12 protein-coding genes are annotated in these 18128 nt (G+C 64.1%); 9 read left to right on the top strand and 3 right to left on the bottom strand.

The features are described 5' to 3' along the window. Positions 1 to 29: 29 nt before the first annotated feature. Together K6G35_RS26325 and K6G35_RS26320 are read right to left on the bottom strand one after the other, a co-directional pair. Positions 30 to 1241 (bottom strand): M20 aminoacylase family protein, encoded by a 1212-nt coding sequence (locus K6G35_RS26325; protein WP_495676591.1) that lies wholly within the window; start codon positions 1239 to 1241, stop codon positions 30 to 32. Positions 1242 to 1315: 74 nt separating this feature from the next. Continuing rightward, positions 1316 to 2620, bottom strand: a complete 1305-nt coding sequence (locus K6G35_RS26320) for an MFS transporter (RefSeq protein WP_495676590.1) — start codon at positions 2618 to 2620, stop codon at positions 1316 to 1318. A 292-nt stretch (positions 2621 to 2912) separates the two neighbouring features. On the opposite strand from K6G35_RS26320, the gene K6G35_RS26315 reads away from it, so the two are divergent. After that, positions 2913 to 3839 (top strand): LysR family transcriptional regulator, encoded by a 927-nt coding sequence (locus K6G35_RS26315; protein ID WP_017513732.1) that lies wholly within the window; start codon positions 2913 to 2915, stop codon positions 3837 to 3839. Here K6G35_RS26315 and K6G35_RS26310 read toward each other — a convergent pair. Further along, a complete protein-coding gene (locus K6G35_RS26310; protein ID WP_286881407.1) occupies positions 3796 to 4986 on the bottom strand; it encodes an AraC family transcriptional regulator in 1191 nt (396 codons plus the stop codon). The genes K6G35_RS26315 and K6G35_RS26310 overlap by 44 nt on opposite strands. Before the next feature lie 297 nt (positions 4987 to 5283). On the opposite strand from K6G35_RS26310, the gene K6G35_RS26305 reads away from it, so the two are divergent. The 8 genes from K6G35_RS26305 to K6G35_RS26270 all read left to right on the top strand — a co-directional run bounded on the left by K6G35_RS26305 (position 5284) and on the right by K6G35_RS26270 (position 18092). Further along, entirely contained in the window at positions 5284 to 6291 is a 1008-nt protein-coding gene (locus tag K6G35_RS26305) for a tripartite tricarboxylate transporter substrate binding protein (RefSeq protein WP_286881405.1), read from the top strand. Positions 6292 to 6304: 13 nt separating this feature from the next. Further along, entirely contained in the window at positions 6305 to 7999 is a 1695-nt protein-coding gene (locus K6G35_RS26300; protein WP_286881403.1) for a long-chain fatty acid--CoA ligase, read from the top strand. Positions 8000 to 8113: 114 nt separating this feature from the next. After that, entirely contained in the window at positions 8114 to 9097 is a 984-nt protein-coding gene (locus K6G35_RS26295; protein ID WP_286881402.1) for a Bug family tripartite tricarboxylate transporter substrate binding protein, read from the top strand. A gap of 739 nt (positions 9098 to 9836) precedes the next feature. Beyond that, complete coding sequence (locus K6G35_RS26290; protein ID WP_035884603.1) at positions 9837 to 10337, top strand: sigma-70 family RNA polymerase sigma factor; 501 nt, start codon at positions 9837 to 9839, stop codon at positions 10335 to 10337. A 27-nt stretch (positions 10338 to 10364) separates the two neighbouring features. Beyond that, complete coding sequence (locus K6G35_RS26285) at positions 10365 to 11336, top strand: FecR domain-containing protein (protein WP_495676589.1); 972 nt, start codon at positions 10365 to 10367, stop codon at positions 11334 to 11336. Between the two features lie 103 nt (positions 11337 to 11439). Next, positions 11440 to 13674 carry a TonB-dependent receptor gene (locus K6G35_RS26280; RefSeq protein WP_495676588.1) on the top strand — a complete coding sequence of 745 codons (2235 nt, stop codon included), beginning with the start codon at positions 11440 to 11442 and terminating at the stop codon, positions 13672 to 13674. 10 nt (positions 13675 to 13684) lie between these two features. Beyond that, the gene (locus K6G35_RS26275) at positions 13685 to 16099 is read left to right on the top strand and encodes a TonB-dependent receptor (protein WP_495676587.1); all 2415 of its coding nucleotides are present in this window, start codon (positions 13685 to 13687) and stop codon (positions 16097 to 16099) included. 535 nt (positions 16100 to 16634) lie between these two features. Beyond that, positions 16635 to 18092, top strand: a complete 1458-nt coding sequence (locus tag K6G35_RS26270) for an acetate kinase (protein WP_495676586.1) — start codon at positions 16635 to 16637, stop codon at positions 18090 to 18092. The last annotated feature ends 36 nt before the right edge of the window (positions 18093 to 18128 follow it).

Genomic DNA, 18128 nt, shown 5'->3' with positions numbered 1-18128 from the left:
CGGCGGCGACCGGATCGGGGCTCAGGCAGTCAGGCTGTCAGGTACGTCTGCGCCAGCCGTACCCAGCAGGCCGCACCAAGCGGCAGCACCTGATCGTTGAAGTCGTAGCCGGGGTTATGCACCATGCAGCCGCCGAATTCGCCTTCGCCGTTGCCGAGGATCAGGTAGCAGCCCGGGACTTTATTGAGCATCCAGGCGAAATCCTCGCTGCCGTTGAGTCCCTTCGGGGCTTGCGTGACGACGTTCTCCGCCCCCACGAGATCGGTGCAGATCCGCTGCGCCAGTCGGGTTTCGGCTTCGGTATTGACCATGGGCGGGGTGAGCTGGCGGTAGTCGATGTGTGCCTCGACGCCGTGGGCCTGCGCGGTCAGGCTGACGATCTCGCGGATGCGCTGCTCCACCATCGCCCGGGTTTCCGCGCGCGCCGCGCGCACGTTGACGCCAAGGGTTACCGATTCGGGGATCACGTTGTGCGTGGCGCCGCCACGAATGAAACCGATCGACACGACGGCGGTGTCGTCTGGCGCCACATTGCGGGCTACCACGGTTTGCAGCGCCGTCACGATCGCGGCGGATGCGGCAATCGGATCACGCGCGCGGTGCGGCATCGCCCCATGCCCGCCCACACCCTTGATGGTGATGTCGGCCACGTCGGAAGACAGGCTGACCGGCCCTGGCAACACACGGAAACTGCCCGCCGGCACGCCCGGCATATTGTGGAGCGCGAAAACCGCATCGCAGGGGAAGCGCTCGAAGAGCCCGTCTTCGATCATCGCGCGCGCGCCGCAGAGGTTCTCTTCGTCAGGCTGGAAAATCAGGTTGAGCGTGCCGTCGAAGCTGCGGCTGTCGGCCAGCGCTTTCGCCGCGGCCAGCAGGATGGCGGTATGGCCGTCGTGCCCGCAGGCGTGCATCTTGCCGTGGTTGCGGCTGGCATAGGGCAGGCCGGTGGCTTCGACGATGGGCAGCGCGTCCATGTCGGCGCGAATGCCCAGCCGGCGCGTGCCGTTGCCTAGTTTCAACTGGCCTACCACCCCGCTCTTGCCGATACCCGTGTGGACGTCATAGCCCCAGCTCTGCAGCAGGTGCGTCACCAGCGTACTGGTGGCGCCGACTTCGAAGCCGAGTTCGGGCTGGGCGTGAATCTGACGACGGATGTTGACGAAGGTCTCGGCGTCGATGTCGACCGGAGGCAGCAGATGGGGCAGCAGTTGAAAGGGCTGGAGCGTGGGTGCTTTAGTCATGTCAGGGTTCCTTGCGGGGAAAGGGGGCAATCGGGTGCAGGCGGGGCTAGCGGGTGCTGGCGGATGCTGGCGGGTCAGTGGGTTTCGCGCACTTCGCGCAGGGTCAGCACGGTCAGCAATGTCACGGCGCTGCAGGCCATCATGTAGAACGCTGGGGACAGCGGATTGCCGGTGCGGGCCAGCAGCCAGGTGACGACGAACTGGCATGAGCCGCCGAACACCGTGACGCCGATGGCGTAGATCACCGACAGGCCGCTGGCCCGTACCTTGATCGGCAGCATCTCCATCATCATGAGCAGCAGTGGCGTCGTTCCCAGATACAGGCTCGCGGTCAGCAGCGCGGAGAGCGACAGCACCAGCGGCACGCTGGGGTAGTGCGTCATCAGCCAGAAGGCCGGATAGAGGGCCACCACGGTGAACAGGATGGCGGCGACCACCAGCGGCTTGCGGCGCTGGAGGCGGTCGGCCAGCCAGCCGGAGCAGAGCGACGCGGCAAAGCTGGTCAGACCCGTGACGCAGCCGGCCAGCAGCGATAGCGAGGCCGGGAGATGCAGTTCCCGGATCATGTAGGTCGGCATGAAATAGATCACCAGATACGTGCCGACGGTGCCGCCGATGATGGTGAGGACGCCTTTGGCCACCAGGGTGCCGTGCTCGCGGAACAGCGTGCCGAGCGGGCTTGGCGCATGGGTCTCGGCCGTGTGCGTTTCGTCCAGATGCGATCGGATGTAAAAGCCTACGGGCGCAATCAGCAAGCCCAGGAAGAACGGCACGCGCCATCCCCAGCTCTGCAGCGCTTCCGGCGACAGGCTGCCGTACAGCACCGCCGCCGTCAGCGCGCCGCACAGGGCGGCGATGCCCTGGCTGCCAAGCTGCCAGCTCACACGAAAGCCACGCCCGCGGATACCGCCGGCCTCCATCAGCATGGCGGTGGAGGCACCGATCTCGCCGCCCAGCGAGAAGCCCTGAAGCAGACGCCCCGCCAGAATGATCAGCGGGCCAAGCAGGCCCGCCGTGGCGTACGTCGGGGCCACCGCCAGACAAAGCGTTCCAACCACCATTAGGCTGATGGTCAGCGTCATGGCAGCCTTGCGTCCGTGGCGGTCGGCATAGTTGCCGATCACGAAGCCGCCCAGAGGCCGCATCACAAAGCCGATACCGAACGTTGCCACGGCCAGCAGCAGCGAACCGTAGGCACTCTCGGAGGGGAAGAACAGCTTGCCGATCATGAGCGCGAAGAAGCTGTAGACGGTGAAGTCATACATTTCCAGCGCATTGCCGATGGAGCAGGCGGCGATCAACCGGGCCTGGCTGGTTCGTCGTGGCTCGGCGGCAGCCGGTGCGGGGGCAAGAGCCGGCTGCAGGGTGGCGTCATTCATCGGTGGTCTCCGAAGGTGGGGGACGGGCTTCTGTTCAGGAACCCTTGGCGATGAAGTATTCGGGGAAGTCGCGAACCTACAAAATCGCAAATATTCATCCCGATAACCAAATAGAATCACCGTCATAACCAGTGTTCACCGGCTATCGGGGAAAGCCCGGAAGTGCTGGCGCGAGAGACCGGACGCATGCTGCACCGCACAGGCGCGCGAAGCACCTGATGCGCACCTGATGCGGGCATGGTCCGGTCGGGACGCCGCGGCGGGCGCGGAGAAGAGGGGAGACCAGGCGAACGTGAAGCTACATCAACTGCGCATTCTGCTGGCCGTGGCGCAGCACGGCAGCATCCACGAGGCGTCACGCGGGCTGCATATTTCGCAGCCCGCGCTATCGAAGGCCATCGCTGAACTGGAGCGAGAACTTGGCGTCACGCTGCTGTCCCGCTCCGTGCGCGGTGTGAGTCTGACTGCGTATGGGATGGCGCTGGTCAAGCGGGCCACAGTGGTCGAACAGGAACTGCGGCACGCGCTGGAAGACATCGAATCCATACGCGGCCACGCGGAAGCCGAACTCAACATCGGGTTTACCGCCGTGGCCTCCAGTGGCCCGCTGCCTGATGCCATGGCGGCGCTGCGCAAGCGCTTCCCCAATGTCGCCTTGCGTGGCTTCGAGCAGCGCCCGCAGCAGATTCAGGAAGGGCTGCGGGAAGGGCGGCTCGATCTCGGGCTGATCTCCACCAATAGCGGGCCGGGAGCGGGCGGACTCCAGTGGGAGTCCTTGTTCTCGGTGCCGATGCGTCTGGCCGTGCGGCCGGGCCATCCACTGCGACGTGTCCGCCGGCTGCGTCCGCTGCTGGATGCCGACTGGCTGGTGCTGGACCCGCTCGATGACCCCGGCAGCCCGATTTCGAGCCTGATGCGGTTGCACCGACTGGAAATACCGCGCCGGATCGTGCAGAGCGCATCCAATCTGCTGGGGCTGCAACTGGCTACCAAGACTGACCTCATCAGCATGTGGTCAGACTTCGTTTTCCGGGGCACTGGCGGGCCGTTGCGCATGGACCCCGGTTCGCTGGAGGTGCTACCGATGGAGGACGAACTGCCGGACTTCAACGTCTACCTGGTCTATCGCTCGATGGACCTGATGACGCATGTCTGTGCCGAGTTCAGCAAGGAAATCAGGCACTTTGCCGAGGGCTATCGTCCTGGATGGGCGAGATAGGTTGCATGCCGCGCTGCCGGTACTCGCCGGGCGCGACGCCGGTCCATTTCTTGAATGCGCGGTGGAAGGTGCTCAGCTCGGAAAAGCCCAGCCTCAGCGCCACCTGTTGCAGCGACAGGCATGAGTGCTCGAGCATGCCGATCGCCGCGTCGCGGCGCAGGTTGTCCTTGATGTTCTGGTAACCGCGGCCTTCATCGCGCAAGCGACGGCTCAGGGTTTGCGGTGTCAGGCGCAGCATCTGCGCCATCTGCTCCAGCGACGGCAGCTCGTCATCCAGGTGGGAGCGCAGGTGCAGCCGGATGCGTTCCGCCAGGCAGCTATTGTCGCGATAACGCACCAGCAGCTTGTGCGGGGTCTCGAGCAGGAATTCGCGCAGGCCGGCGGGATCCTGCATCACCGGCAGCCGCAGCCAGGCAGCATCGAAGTGCAGGGCCGTGCAGGACTGCCCGTATCGGACCGTCGTATTGAAGATACGCTCGGTGTCCGTCAGCGCCTGGGGCGGGCCCGAACCCAGATCGACATGCGACAGGGGCACGCGCCGCGCCACCAGCCAGTTGATCAGGCCGTAAGCATGGAACGCGAAGGTCGACTTGGCGAAGATCTGGCACGGCGTGGCTGGCGCATGCCCGTGCAATATCAGTGAAGCCGTCTTGCCGTCGGGGCTGAGGTGCAGCCGTGGCGTGAATTCGTCGAGATGCAGCCGGTACTGGCGCAACCCGGCCTGGATGGCCTCTTCCAGGGTGGCGCTGTGGACCATCGCGCCGGCCGCATGGGCGAAGACGCCGGGAGGTACGGGGCGGCTAAGCAGGCCCCACAGTTCGTCGCGCGTGGTGCGGCGCAGCGTACGGATCAGCGCGGCGTACTGGTCCTGGGTCACGCGCGCGTTCGGCGATGCCAGCAGCGCCGGAGAGATCGCAGCACGCCGCAGCACGGCATCGATGTCGAATCCCAGTCGGCGCACCCCGAGCAGGATCTGGTCGACATGATGGATGGCGATGGTATGGCGGGCCGGCGCTGGCGTTGCCGTTGTCGCAAGCGGGGCGATGGTGGTGCCAGTAGTGCCAGCCAATGCCGGACCCGGTACAGCGGTGCTGCGCTGCTTGCCCGGCACGGGGTGCCGGTGAGCGGGAGTGGCAACGATGTGCATGAGTCTCCTCGTCGTGTAGGGCAGCTCCGGAACCCTGCCGCGCGCAATGGCGGCATGCCGGGCTGATGCGGACCTTACCGCGCCCGGTTCGCGACACACAATCGGGATTTGCCAAAGCCTGCCTTCCGTCTGAACGATTCGGCCAATGATTTTGGGTTGTCTGGTCATTGTCCAGACCGTGCCGGATCACGCACTCTCTCACTATGCAGAAGTCCGGAGCCGGGCGGATCGCCGCCGGCAACGCCGGACTCGGCAGCGACCCGGGAAAAAAAGGACAACAAGAAAGGAGACAACCACATGCTGGCAAATCGCCGGAGTGCATTGCTGCGTCTTGGCACCGGAGCGCTGGCGCTGGCGGGTGCTGTTGCTGGCCTATCCGGCGCCGGTACCGCCATGGCCCAAGGGGCCTTCCCGTCGAAATCGGTGCGCCTTGTGGTGCCGTACCCGGCCGGCGGGGCTACCGACGTGCTGGCGCGGGCAATTGCCGATGGCCTCGGCAAGATCTGGAGGCGCCCGGTCGTGGTGGAAAACCGCCCCGGTGCCAGCGGCATGATCGGCGCCGAGGCCGTAGCCCGCGCGGAGCCGGACGGCTACACCGCGCTGCTGACCATCACCACGCTCGTGCAGGCACCGAGCCTCTATACCAAGGCGCCGTTTGACCCGGTCAAGGACTTTGCGCCGGTATCCGAGCTTGGCACCACCAACCTGGTGTTTGCCATCAACAGCAGTGCGGTGCCGGCCACCAGCCTGAAGGAATTCATCGCGCTGGTCCGCGCCAAGCCCAGGCACTACTCCTTCGGATCGTATGGCACGGGATCGAGCGGCCACCTCTATGGCGAGATATTCAACGAATCCGCCAACCTCGACATGATCCACGTCTCCTACAAGGGCGAGGCGCCCGAGTTGAACGACTTGCTCGGTGGCCAAGTGCCAGCCGCTGTGATCTCGGTGATGGGCGCCAAGCCCCACGCCGCGTCCGGGCGTCTGCGCGCGCTTGCTGTGACCGGCGCGTCGCGCTCGCCCCAACTGCCTGATGTGCCGACCTTCAAGGAGAGCGGCGTTTCCGGGATGGATTCGCTGGGCTGGTTCGGCCTGCTGCTGCCCGCAGCCACGCCGCGGCCGATCGTCGAGAAGTTCTCGGCCGACGTCAACAAGGTGTTGGCAGACCCCGCCGTGCGTTCGCGCATGAACGACATGGGCGTGATCCTGACCGGCAGCACGCCCGATGCCTTTGCGCAGACCGTCCAGACCGACTATGCCCGCTGGGGCAAGGTGATCCGTACCCACAACATTCGTCTTGATTGAGCCTTTGCCTGACATGAAGTCCGCCAGTACATCCCAGCCTTACCGTTCTCCTGCCTGGCCTGCCGGCCTGCCTGGCACGCTGCATGTGCCGCAGACCAGCCTGTTCCACAACCTGGAAGTGGCCGCGCGGCGCTATCCCGGCAAGACGGCGATCCAGTATTTCGGCACCGCGATCTCCTATGCGGAACTGCTGGATGACGTCGAACGGATGGCCGGCTATCTGCAGCAAAGCTGCGGCATTCATCCCGGGGATAGGGTAGTGCTTTACAGCCAGAACGCCCCGCAGTTCATCGTGGCGTACTACGCCATCCTGCGTGCCGAGGCGGTGGTCGTGCCAGCCAATCCGATGTGGCTGGAAGCCGAACTGGAGCATGTGGTTACCGATAGCGGCGCGGTGGCCGCGTTCTGCGGCAGCGAACTGTATGAGCGCGTCGCGCCGCTGCATGGCAAGGCGCTGCGTCACGTGATCACGTACCACTACGCGGGGATGCTGCGCGACGATGGTGGCCTGCCGGTTCCGGCCTGGCTCCGCGAGCCTGCTCCCGCGCTGCGCGCGGCGCCAGGTGGCGCCATGCCAGTGGACTGGGACTCCGCGCGCAATGCCGGGCAGCGTCCGCGTGCGCACGAGGCCGGCTACGACACGCTCTGCATGCTGGCATACACGTCGGGCACCACGGGCAATCCCAAGGGCTGCATGCATACCCACGGCACCATGATGAGTTCCGCGGTGGGCTCGCAAGTCTGGCGCAGCAGTTCGCCGGAATCGGTGGTGTTGGCGGTGGCGCCGATGTTCCACCTGCTCGGCATGCAGAACTGCATGCATTCGCCGATCTACCTGGGTGCCACCGTGGTGCTGATGCCGCGCTGGGACCGCGCGCTTGCCGCCGATCTGATCGAGCGCTACCGCGTCTCGGCCTGGGGCGCGCCGCCGGCCATGCTGGTGGACTTCTTCGCGCAGCCCGATGTGGCCCGGCGTGACCTGTCCAGCCTGGCTTTTCTGGGGGGCGGTGGCGCGGCGATGCCCGACGCGGTGGCCAACATGTTGCAGGAGCGCTTCGGCCTGCCGTACGTCGAGGCCTATGGCATGACCGAGACCGCGTCGTTCCTGCTGTCCAACCCGCGCCAGAAGCCCAAGCGTGAATGCCTGGGCATCGCCACCTTCGGCGTGGATGCCCGCGTGGTGGACCCCGAATCGCTCGCCGAGCTGCCGCAGGGCGAGATCGGCGAGATCGTCGTTCACGGTGGTCAGGTGATGCAGGGCTACTGGAACAACCCGCAGGCCAATGCGGAATCTTTTATCGAAATCGCCGGCAAGCGCTTTCTACGCACCGGCGACCTCGGTTTCATGGATGAAGAGGGCTATTTCTTCATGCGCGACCGCCTCAAGCGCATGATCAACGCGTCTGGCTTCAAGGTCTGGCCGGCCGAGGTGGAAAACCTGCTCTACGGCCACCCGGCCATCCACGAGGCCTGCGTGATCGCCGCGCGCGATGAGCATCGCGGCGAAACGGTCAAGGCCGTGGTGGCGCTGCGCCCCGAATCGCGCGGCACGCCGGAGGCCGATGCGGAACGCATCATGGCCTGGTGCCGCGAGCGTCTGGCGGCCTACAAGGTGCCGCGCATCGTCGAGTTCGTGGACGCGCTGCCCAAATCGGCCACCGGCAAGATCCAGTGGCGCGCGCTGCAGGAACACGCCATGCGGGCATAGGCGGCGGGGGAGGCCGGTGTTTCCGGCGTATCCGACGCATCCGACGCATCCGACGCATCCGACGCATCCGACGTATCCGGCGTACCGAATCCAGTTCTTGAGAGAGACAGCTTCATGCAAACGAGCAGACGAACCTGGCTGGCGCAAGCCGGCACCCTGGCGGGCGCCGCCATGCTGGGCGGCGTTGGCCAGGCACTGGCCCAGCCCAGCTACCCGAACAAGCCGATCCGGCTGATCGTCCCGTATCCGGCCGGCGGGGGCACCGATACTGTGGGCCGCATGATCGGCCAGCGGCTGGCCGAAGCCTGGGGACAGCCCGTGGTCGTCGACAACAAGCCCGGCGCCAGCGGCATGCTGGGCAACGACACCGTGGCCAAGGCCGCGCCCGATGGCTACACGGTGCTGCTGGCCATCACCGCGCTGATCCAGTCGCCCAGCCTTTACAAGCGTATGCCGTATGACGTGAACAAGGATTTCACGCCGGTCTCGCTGATTGCCAAATCGTCCGACCTGTTTGTCGTGCCCAACCGCGTGCCGGCCAGCACGCTACGCGAGTTCATCGCACTGGCCAAGGCCGGCAAGCTCAGTTACGGCTCATACGGCAACGGGACTTCGTCGCATCTGCATGGCGAACTCCTACGACAGCAGACCGGCGTCGAACTGACGCATATTCCGTACAAGGGGGCTGCGCCCTTGCTCAACGATCTGCTCGGCGGCCAGGTGGATTCGGCTTTCGTCGATGTGACATCGGCGTATCCGTACCTGACCAGCGGCAAGTTCAAGATCCTGGGCATCACCGGTACCCAGCGCTACAAGGCGATTCCGAATGTGCCGACGTTCGCGGAGCAGGGCTTGCCGGGATTCGAGCCTAGCGGATGGTTTGCCCTGTTCCTGCCCGCCAATGCGCCGAAAGACGTGACCAGCCGTATGGCCACCGAGGTGGCGCGGATCGTCAAGCTGCCTGAAATCAGCCAGAAGCTGGCGGGCATGGGTTTGCAGCCGGTCGGGTCGGCGCCGCAGGAACTGGCGGCGGTGGTCTCGGGTGATATGCCCAAGTGGGCCAAGATCGTGCAGGACGCCCATATCCAGCTCGACTGAACACCGTCGGATCAGGATCACACGCGGGTTATCGGACAGGTTCCGATGTTTGGAGGAGAGGCCAGTGGTCCTTGATGGCTCTTCCAGCAACTGCACGCAGGGGGCGTGCACGACCTCGCGTGCGAACGTCTCACGTCCGCGCCGGAAAGCGGCGCGTTCTGGACGATCACGCGAAACCCCAGGGGTTTGCCAGTTGGCACGAAGTCGAGGGGCAGGGTCTTGCCCTGAGGTGTCTTTCCGCTGACGACCATGCGAGCCTGGGACATTGGCTTCACCACGCCAATGTGGTGCCAAGTCCAATCCCTGACGACCTTTTGCGATTCGGTGGCCAGTGCTGTTTCGCCTTGGTGCGGCATTTGTTCGGTCACGCCCCAGGCGTTTGTCCAAGGCGCGAAAGGTAGGGAAGGATCAACTTTTGCCCGCGCAGGGCAAATGCCTTAGGCATCTCATATGCCGTATGCGACACATGTGGTGGTGTTTCTGGTAACGTTCTTTCTTCGCAAGTGAGAATAAGTTACATTTGCATCTGATGCGAATCCGAAATTCCTGAACCGCTGTGCAGCACGGCGGTGCCTGCCGCAGTGACTATGTCCACCAGGTTGCCTCTTTTACTTGCCGTTTTTCCTGCCTATCGGGCGTGGGATCTTTATCCGCTCGTCCATAGCGGGGCGCCCTCAGTTGGCGGCGTATGTCCTGGAAGACCTGATGACCCCCGCTGTGGTGAGATGAGGTAGTCGCGATGGATCCAGGTACCCGTTCGCAGGTCGATGTCCTTTACAGCCGGCATCACGCATGGCTGCAAGGCTGGCTGTTGCGGAAGATCGGCAATGCATGCGATGCGGCGGACATCGCCCAGGACGTATTCGTCAGGGTGCTTCACAGGAAAGTCGCCGAGATCCGCGAGCCGCGCACCTACCTGGGCACCATTGCCAATGGTCTGGTCATCGATTTCTGGCGGCGGCGGGAACTTGAGCAAGCGTGGCTGGAGACGCTGGCTCAGTTGCCGGAAGCGCATTCGCCATCGCCCGAAAGCCGTCTGCACTTCCTGCAGACGTTGATCGAGATCGATCAGATGCTCGATACGCTGAAGCCGAACGCGCGCACGGCATTCCTGCTGGCGCAGCTCGACGGCCTGACTTGCCCGCAGATCGCGGAGCGCATTGGCATGTCGCTGGCGACCGTCGAGCGGTACATCAGCCAGGCGCTGCGCCGATGCTACGCGTTGCAGTTCGGCGCTTAGCAACCGGCACAAGCACAGGGCGCAAAGATGTCCAATTCGCAAGCCGATTTGCCGTCAGAAGTCATTGATGCGGCCATTGATTGGGCCGTCCGCCTGCTGTTCAACGAACCCAGCGACGAGATGCGCCAGCGCTTTCTGGTCTGGGAGGGTGCGGATCCCCGGCACCGGCTGGCATGGCAACGCATCCAATCACTACGCGATGGATTCCCCCGTGTGCCGGCGAAGCTGGCTGTGGAGACGCTCCGCAACGCCGAGACCATTCGCGGCCGCCGCCAGGCGATCAAGTTGCTGGCTCTGGGTGGCGTATCCATGCTTGGGTTGTCCATGGCCTATCGCGAAACGCCATGGAGAAGCTGGGCCGCCGACGTGCGTACTGGCGTGGGCGAACAACGCAGGCTGGCGCTGGAAGATGGCACGGTCGTCGTGCTCAATACCGAGACCGCCCTTGATATTCGCTTCGATGGCCAGCATCGCGACGTGTTGCTTCGGCGTGGCGAGATTCTGGTCACGACCGGGCACGACGGCGGCGCAGCGCGGCCATTCCGTGTGCAAACGCCGTTCGGCGCGATGCGCGCGCTCGGGACACGTTTCGCGGTGCGGCTCGAAGCGGATCGCGCGTGTGTCAGCGTGCAGCAGGGCGCGGTCGCGCTGCACGACGGCAAAGCGCAATCACAAGCCGTTGCCACGCCCGGCACGACCTGGACGATGACGCAGGAGGCAAGCGCATTGAGCGATGCCGCCGCGCTGTCGCCCGACAGCTGGGCCAACGGGCTGCTTTCCGGCAGCAACATGCGTCTGGCCGACGTGCTTGCGGAGCTTGCCCGCTATCGCCACGGACGCATCGATTGCGATCCCGCCGTCGCGGATTTGGTCATCTCGGGTGCGTACCGCATCGACGATACGGATCGCACGCTGCGTTTCCTGGAGAAGGCGCTGCCAATCCGGGTGTCGTACTTCACGCGCTACTGGGTTCGCGTCGGGCCCAGGGTGCATGCCTGAGACGGGGTGATGTGAAAAAAATCGAAGTGAATTGAGGGGATTGGGCGACCTGTCCGGCTTGGATTGTAGGAACCCTCTTCAATCCGCTCTGGACTTCGCAACCATGTCGTCACACCGATCCCGCCATCTGTCATCCCGCACCAGCACCCAGTCCGCATGCTTCCCTTCGCCCAAGCCACTTGCTGCCGCACTCCATCAGGCGATGCTCTGCCTTGCCGTCGGCTCGGGTGTCATGTCAATCAACGCCACCGCGCAGACTTCCACGGACAAGGCTCCGGAAACCACCCTTCCCGCAGTGACGGTGAGCGCCGTGGCCGCCAGTGATGCCACCGATCTCCCGGCAGCCTATGCAGGCGGGCAAACCGCGCGCGGCGGCCGCCTCGGGATGCTCGGCAACCGTGACAGCCTGGATACGCCGTTCTCCACCACCAGCTACACGGCCCAGCGCATCGAGGACCAACAGGCCGTGACCCTGGCTGATGTGCTCAACGCGGACCCTTCGGTTCGCTTCACCGGCCAGACTGGCGGCGTCACCGACTCGTTCATGATTCGCGGCTTCCCGATCAATGAAGGCAACCTGTCGGAAGTCGCGTTCGACGGCGTGTATGGCGTTTCGCCGAACTACCATCTCTTTCCTGAATACATGGAGCGCGTCGAGGTCCTCAAGGGGCCGGCCGCCATGCTCTACGGGATGTCGCCCAACAGCGGCGTGGGGGGCGTGGTGAACCTCGTTCCCAAGCGGGCGGGCGCCACGGACCTGACACGCTTCACACTCGACTATGCGTCGGACGCCCAAGTGGGCGGGGCCGTTGACTTGAGCCGTCGCTGGGGCGACGACAAGGAGTGGGGCGTTCGCTTCAATGGCTTGCACCGTCAGGGGCCCACGCCGCTGGACAACCAGAAGTCACGCAGCGAGGTGGCGGCCGTATCGCTGGACTATCACGGCGACCGTCTGCGGGCATCGCTGGACCTGATCGAGCAGTACCAGTGGATCGATGCGCCGACGCGCCCGTTCCTGGTGGCTCCTGGCATCGAAGTGCCGGCGGCACCCGATGGCCGGCGTAACGTCACCCAGCCTTGGGGATGGTGGAAGTCCAACGACGTCTCGACGCTGTTGCGCGTCGAATATGACGTGGCGGACAACGTCACTGTCTATGCCGATGCCGGCGGGACGCGGTCCGACGTGTCCCGCCTCTCGGACCAGACCCCGACAATCCTCAACGCGGCGGGCGACACTTCCGCCGCAGTGCAAAACTGGAGGTTTCAGATCAACCGGATGTCGTTCGATACCGGCGTGCGCGCGAAGTTCGACACCGGTCCGGTCAAGCATGCACTTGCATTGCAGGCCAATCTCTACTCGGATCGTATTGCCAACGCCAACGTCGCGGGAACGCCGGTCCGTTCGAATATCTACCACCCGGTGGTGAGCCCCGAGCAGTCGATCGCGCCACCGAGCTTTGTTCCCAAGGTGTCGGATTCCACGCTCTCCGGCGTAGCCCTGGTCGACACGGTCAGCACCATGGATGATCGCGTGGCCCTGACGCTCGGCTTGCGGTATCAACAGGTCGAGTCGAACAACTACAACACCGCAACTGGCGCAAAGTCGTCTTCGTATGACGAGAACGCCGTGACGCCGCTGGCCGGCATCGTCTTCAGGCCATGGCGCAACGTTTCCTTCTATGCGAACTATGTCGAGGGGCTGAGCAAGGGTGATATTGCGCCGGCCACTGCCTCGAATGCCGGGCAGGTATTCGCTCCCTACAAGACGAAGCAGCAGGAAGTCGGCGTCAAGGTCGATGCCGGATCGATCATGGCCACGCTGGCAGCCTTCCGCATGACCAAGCCGAGCGGCCAGTTGTTCGGCACGGTTTACGCCGTGGACAGCGAGCAACGAAATCAAGGGCTGGAACTGACTGTCTCTGGCGAAGTGGTGCGGCGGGTTCGGCTGCTGGGCGGCATTACCTGGCTGGACGGCAAGCTGACCAAGACCAATAGCGCTGCGACGCAGGGCAACCGGCCGGTGGGCGTACCGGACTTCATGGCCAATCTTGGCGCCGAATGGGACCTGCCGTGGCTGCAGGGCCTGACGTTGACTGGCGCGCTCAACTACACGGGCCGCACCTACGTCAACCAGGCCAACACGCAGTCGGTGCCGTCGTGGACCACCGTCGACGTTGGGGCTCGCTACCGGACGAAGGTGTCGGGCAAGACCACCACGTTCAGGGCCACGGTCATCAATGCCTTCGACAAGCATTACTGGTCGGGCGTGGCTTCCTACAGCACGATTTCGCAGGGCGCGCCGCGCACGTTCCTCGGCTCGGTGACGGTGGACTTCTGATGCAGGGCCCATGCAGATAGGCTGCCGCCAAATCCTGCTCGGGATCGTTCTCGCGACGGCAATCATCCTGGATGCCCAGGACTGTCCGGCCGCTGGTTCCGTGCAACGGGCGGCGGCCGAGGCTCGCACTTACTCGATACCACCCGGTCCGCTGGACGCGGTGCTCATACAGTTCGCCACGGCATCGAAGATGGACCTGGCCTTCGATGCCGACGCGCTGCGGAAGCTGCACAGCGCGGGGCTGACGGGGCCGCATACGATTGCCGACGGCATCGGGATCCTGCTCCACGAGACTGGCTACCACGCCGTCGACCTGCGCGATGGAGGGTACCTGATACGCAAGGCCTCTGCCGCCGACACGCAGGCGGAAGCCGCGCAGACATTGCCCACGGTGACCGTAGTCGGCCAGGCCTATCGCGCAGATGTGTCGCAGGGCGCGCAAGCCGGGCATGGAATCGCCGGCACGGTGAATCTGGGAGCCCTGGGAAGCATAAACGGCATGGACTCGCCAGTCAGTACCCGGGTTTTCGACGCGCGCGAGATCCGGGACCAGCAGGCGTATAGCGTGGCCGATGTCGTGGAGAACGATGCTTCGGTTCGCTCGGTCAGCAAGCCGGGCGGCATTCTCGACGCCTTCACGATTCGCGGATTTCCGTACAGCAACGGCAACTTCGGTGAAATTGCGTTCGATGGCGTCTACGGCATCGCATCCAACTATCGCGTTGCGACGGGGTACGTCGAGCGGGTGGAACTGATCAAGGGCCCAGCGACGCTGCTCTACGGCATGTCACCTGGCGGCAGCGTGGGTGGCGCCATCAACATCGTGCCGAAGCGGGCAGGGGACGCGGACGTGACCGAGGCCGCTGCGGACTATGGCTCGTTGTCCCAGTTTGGCGCGAACATCGATGTGGGCAGACGGCTCGGCGGCGACCGTGCGTTCGGCATTCGCTTCAATGGTGGCTACCGCGGTGGTGATACCGCTCTGGACAACCAGCATCGCGATGCCGGCTCGGGGGCGCTGGCTTTCGACTATCGCGGCAGCCAGTTGCGCGCGAGCCTCGATGTCATCGCCCAGTATGAGCGGATATCGGCGCCGTTCCGGCTGCTGCATATCGTTGCGGGTATCGACGTGCCAGCGGCGCCGGACGGCCATCGCAACATATCCCAGCCATGGGAGTCTTCGGAAATCCATGATGGCGCGACATTGGCGCGGGTTGCCTACGACGTTGACGAGAACACGCAGGTGTTCGCCCACGTCGGAGGTGGCCGGACACGTGTGGCGCGCGTTTTCGCCATCACGCCAACGATCATCAACGAGGCGGGAGACGTATCCGTATCCGATACGAACTACCGATTCGACGTGGCACGCACTAGCGCCGAAGCCGGTATGCGATGGCGGGTTGCCATCGGCCCCACGAAACATCGTATTGCACTGTCGGCCAGCGGCTACTGGGACCGGCTCAATCGCGGACTCGTGAACTCTGCGATCACGTCGCTTACCAATCTCTACGATCCCGTGCTGCTACCCCCGCAGTCAATTGCCGTTCCTGTCAGCGTCCCCAAGGTGTCCTCGACGTACCTGACTGGGTTGTCCCTTGTCGACACGGTATCGACAAGGGATGAGTCCTTGCAGTTGACGGCCGGATTTCGCTATCAGCGCATTCGTTCCGACAACTTCAGCCCGGAAGGCGTTGTGATCGAGCACTACGACGCGGGTGCGGTAGCCCCTCTGCTCGGTATCGTGTTCAAGCCGAACCAGGCCGTATCACTCTACGCGCACCGCATTGACGGACTCAGCAAAGGAGATGTCGCGCCGACGAGCGCGGCAAACGCAGGTGAGGTGATGGCACCTTACCGTTCTACCCAGTACGAGGCAGGGGTCAGGCTCGCGCGGCGAGACCTTGAGGCGACCATCAGTGCTTTCCAGATCAGCAGGCCTGTTGGTGTATTGAACGGGGCGCATTTCGGGGCCGATGGCGAGCAGCGCAACCGCGGACTGGAGCTTGGCGTACAACATGAGTTGCTGCGCGGCGTGCGCGTCAACGCCGGTGCGATGTGGCTCGACGCGACGATCTCGGGGAGTCCAACGCTGTCTGGAAAGACCCCGGTCGGCGTGCCATCATGGCAACTCAATCTTGGCGCGGAATGGGATGTCCGCCAGATACCAGGCCTGACGCTGCTCACTGCCGTGGCTAGCAACGGTGCGCAGTATGTGGATGCGGCGAATACGCAGCAGGTGCCATCATGGACTCGCTGGGACCTGGGAATGCGATATCGCGTGAGTGGCACGCGCTACCCCGCCACGGTGCGTCTTGCCGTTCGCAACGTTCTGGGAAGACGAGGATGGGCCGCCGTTGATGCCTACGGAGGGCTGGCTCAAGCGGATCCACGGGTCGCATTGGTCTCAGTAACTGCCAGCTTCTGATTGTCCGCGCCTGCAGGCGATGGTCGCGATTCCATGTTCAGTGGGTCCCACACACGAACCCTATCAGCTGTCTCACATTGCGAGACAGCAGCCTTGCGATGGCTCCGTAGCATTCCGAACTGCCAGGAGTATGGCTCCACCTGATGTCTGGGCAGCATACCTCCGCCTCCCTAATGATCTTTTGCGCAGACATATGGAAGGTGATCTGGTGGCATTGAACAGTTGACAGATTGTCACCTTGATCCGCCAAGTCACGGGCAAGATCGTCACTACGTAGGTGCGGTATCGAACTTGCCGTCCAACGTACGTCAGCATAATCTCAATAGCCAGAGCATCCAGAGCGCGAAGGCGGTCAACGCAAGCATGCGCACGTTTGCGTTCCTATTGAGCATGGACCACTTTCCCTCGGTGCAGGGTTGTCCAAATATCGTCCGGAATGAAGTCGCCCCAAGCCATGGTGCGCCCAGGCGAACATCGACCGGGCCGATTTCGAGCATCCGGGTAGCCGAGCGTCGGCCCTTGGGAGAAGGACGTCATGAAGAAGCGCTCGCTGTGGGGCACTCGCTTTGCCAGTTGCTCCACGATGTTGCTGCTAGGCGGCATGGCCCATGCGCAGACGACGCCTGATGACGCTCCCACCCCCGCGCAGCTTGAGTCGCTACAGAAGGAAATCGCCGAGCGGGCGAAGCAGCTCGAAGCCATGAAGCGAGTGCTGACCGAACGGGCGGATACCATTCGCGAACTTCGTAACACTGTGGACAACGAGATGCTGGCGCATAAGCGCGGCGGCCAGGCAGAGGTTGGCGCCGGCGCGACGCCGGGCAATGCCGCGACCGGCGCGGCAGCGGCTGCGGCAGCCAGCAGCGCCACGCAGATCAACAGCACCGCGCAGGCCCAGCAGACGCCATCCGAAACGCCGCCACAGGCCGTTGCGCCACAGAATACGCAACAGGGCCAGGCAGCCCAGGGCGAACAGCAAGGCGAATCTGCCGCAGGTGCCGAGCAGCCGGTGGGCAATCCGCCAGAGCGCGACACGCGCCCGCCGGCGATCGCGCCGATCTTCGACCAGCCAGGCGTGCTCACGCCAGTCGGCAAAATTGTCGTCGAGCCGAGCTTCCAGTACAGCTACTCGTACGGCGACTCGGTGTCGCTGGTGGGCTACACGGTAATCCCCGCCATACTGGTCGGCTTGATCGATGTGCGCGACATCAGGACGTCCACTTACATCAGCGCGTTCGCATTCCGCTACGGCATCACCAAGCGCCTCGAGATAGAAGCCAAGGTGCCGTACGTGAGCGCAAGCAGCAACACGATCAGTCACGAGGTCTTCACGGGGACCGCTGTCGACAGCGCCTTCACCGCCAATGGCAGTGGCCTTGGCGATGTGGAAGCGACCCTTCGCTACCAGCTCAACTACGGCAGCGAGAAGATGCCGTACTTCATCGGCTGGCTGCGCTACAAGTCGAACACCGGCAGAGATCCGTTCCAGGTGGTCACCGATTGCGTGACCCGTTGCGTGGGCAATGCCACCGGCACCGGTCTACCCCTGAGCATGCCAACGGGAACTGGTTTCCAGGCGATCCAGCCCGGCATTACGTGGTTGTTTCCAACCGAACCGGCGGTACTCTTCGGCGGCTTCAGCTACATGCACAACTTCGCGCGTGACAATGTCTACCGCAATGTGCTTGCTGGCCAGCAGGAGTTCCTTGGCAAGATCGCTCCCGGAGACATGTTCGAGTTCAACTTCGGCATGGGTCTGGCGATCAATGAGAACGCGTCATTCAGTATCGGTTACGACCAGAGCATCATCTGGCCGACCAAGCAGAACGGAGAAACCATCGCGGGATCGGTGCGTATCACGCAGGGCACGCTGCTGGTGGGCTACTCGTATCGCTTCAACAACCGGTACACGCTGAACCTGTCGGTGGGCGCGGGCGTGACACGCGACACCCCTGACCTGACAGTCACGGTGCGGCTGCCGATCACATTCTGATGGCATGACGAGCGGTGAAGTCGGGACGGAATCGGA

The organism is Cupriavidus sp. HY129 (assembly GCF_059492215.1).
This window is presented reverse-complemented; position numbering and strand designations above follow the sequence as displayed.

What these genes read in the sequence shown, in the direction of transcription:
- K6G35_RS26325 (WP_495676591.1), bottom strand. Translation starts at nt 1,241, where the DNA reads ATGACTAAAGCACCCACGCTCCAGCCCTTTCAACTGCTGCCCCATCTG.
- K6G35_RS26320 (WP_495676590.1), bottom strand. Translation starts at nt 2,620, where the DNA reads ATGAATGACGCCACCCTGCAGCCGGCTCTTGCCCCCGCACCGGCTGCC.
- K6G35_RS26310 (WP_286881407.1), bottom strand. Translation starts at nt 4,986, where the DNA reads ATGCACATCGTTGCCACTCCCGCTCACCGGCACCCCGTGCCGGGCAAG.
- K6G35_RS26305 (WP_286881405.1), top strand. Translation starts at nt 5,284, where the DNA reads ATGCTGGCAAATCGCCGGAGTGCATTGCTGCGTCTTGGCACCGGAGCG.
- K6G35_RS26300 (WP_286881403.1), top strand. Translation starts at nt 6,305, where the DNA reads ATGAAGTCCGCCAGTACATCCCAGCCTTACCGTTCTCCTGCCTGGCCT.
- K6G35_RS26295 (WP_286881402.1), top strand. Translation starts at nt 8,114, where the DNA reads ATGCAAACGAGCAGACGAACCTGGCTGGCGCAAGCCGGCACCCTGGCG.
- K6G35_RS26290 (WP_035884603.1), top strand. Translation starts at nt 9,837, where the DNA reads ATGGATCCAGGTACCCGTTCGCAGGTCGATGTCCTTTACAGCCGGCAT.
- K6G35_RS26285 (WP_495676589.1), top strand. Translation starts at nt 10,365, where the DNA reads ATGTCCAATTCGCAAGCCGATTTGCCGTCAGAAGTCATTGATGCGGCC.
- K6G35_RS26280 (WP_495676588.1), top strand. Translation starts at nt 11,440, where the DNA reads ATGTCGTCACACCGATCCCGCCATCTGTCATCCCGCACCAGCACCCAG.
- K6G35_RS26275 (WP_495676587.1), top strand. Translation starts at nt 13,685, where the DNA reads ATGCAGATAGGCTGCCGCCAAATCCTGCTCGGGATCGTTCTCGCGACG.
- K6G35_RS26270 (WP_495676586.1), top strand. Translation starts at nt 16,635, where the DNA reads ATGAAGAAGCGCTCGCTGTGGGGCACTCGCTTTGCCAGTTGCTCCACG.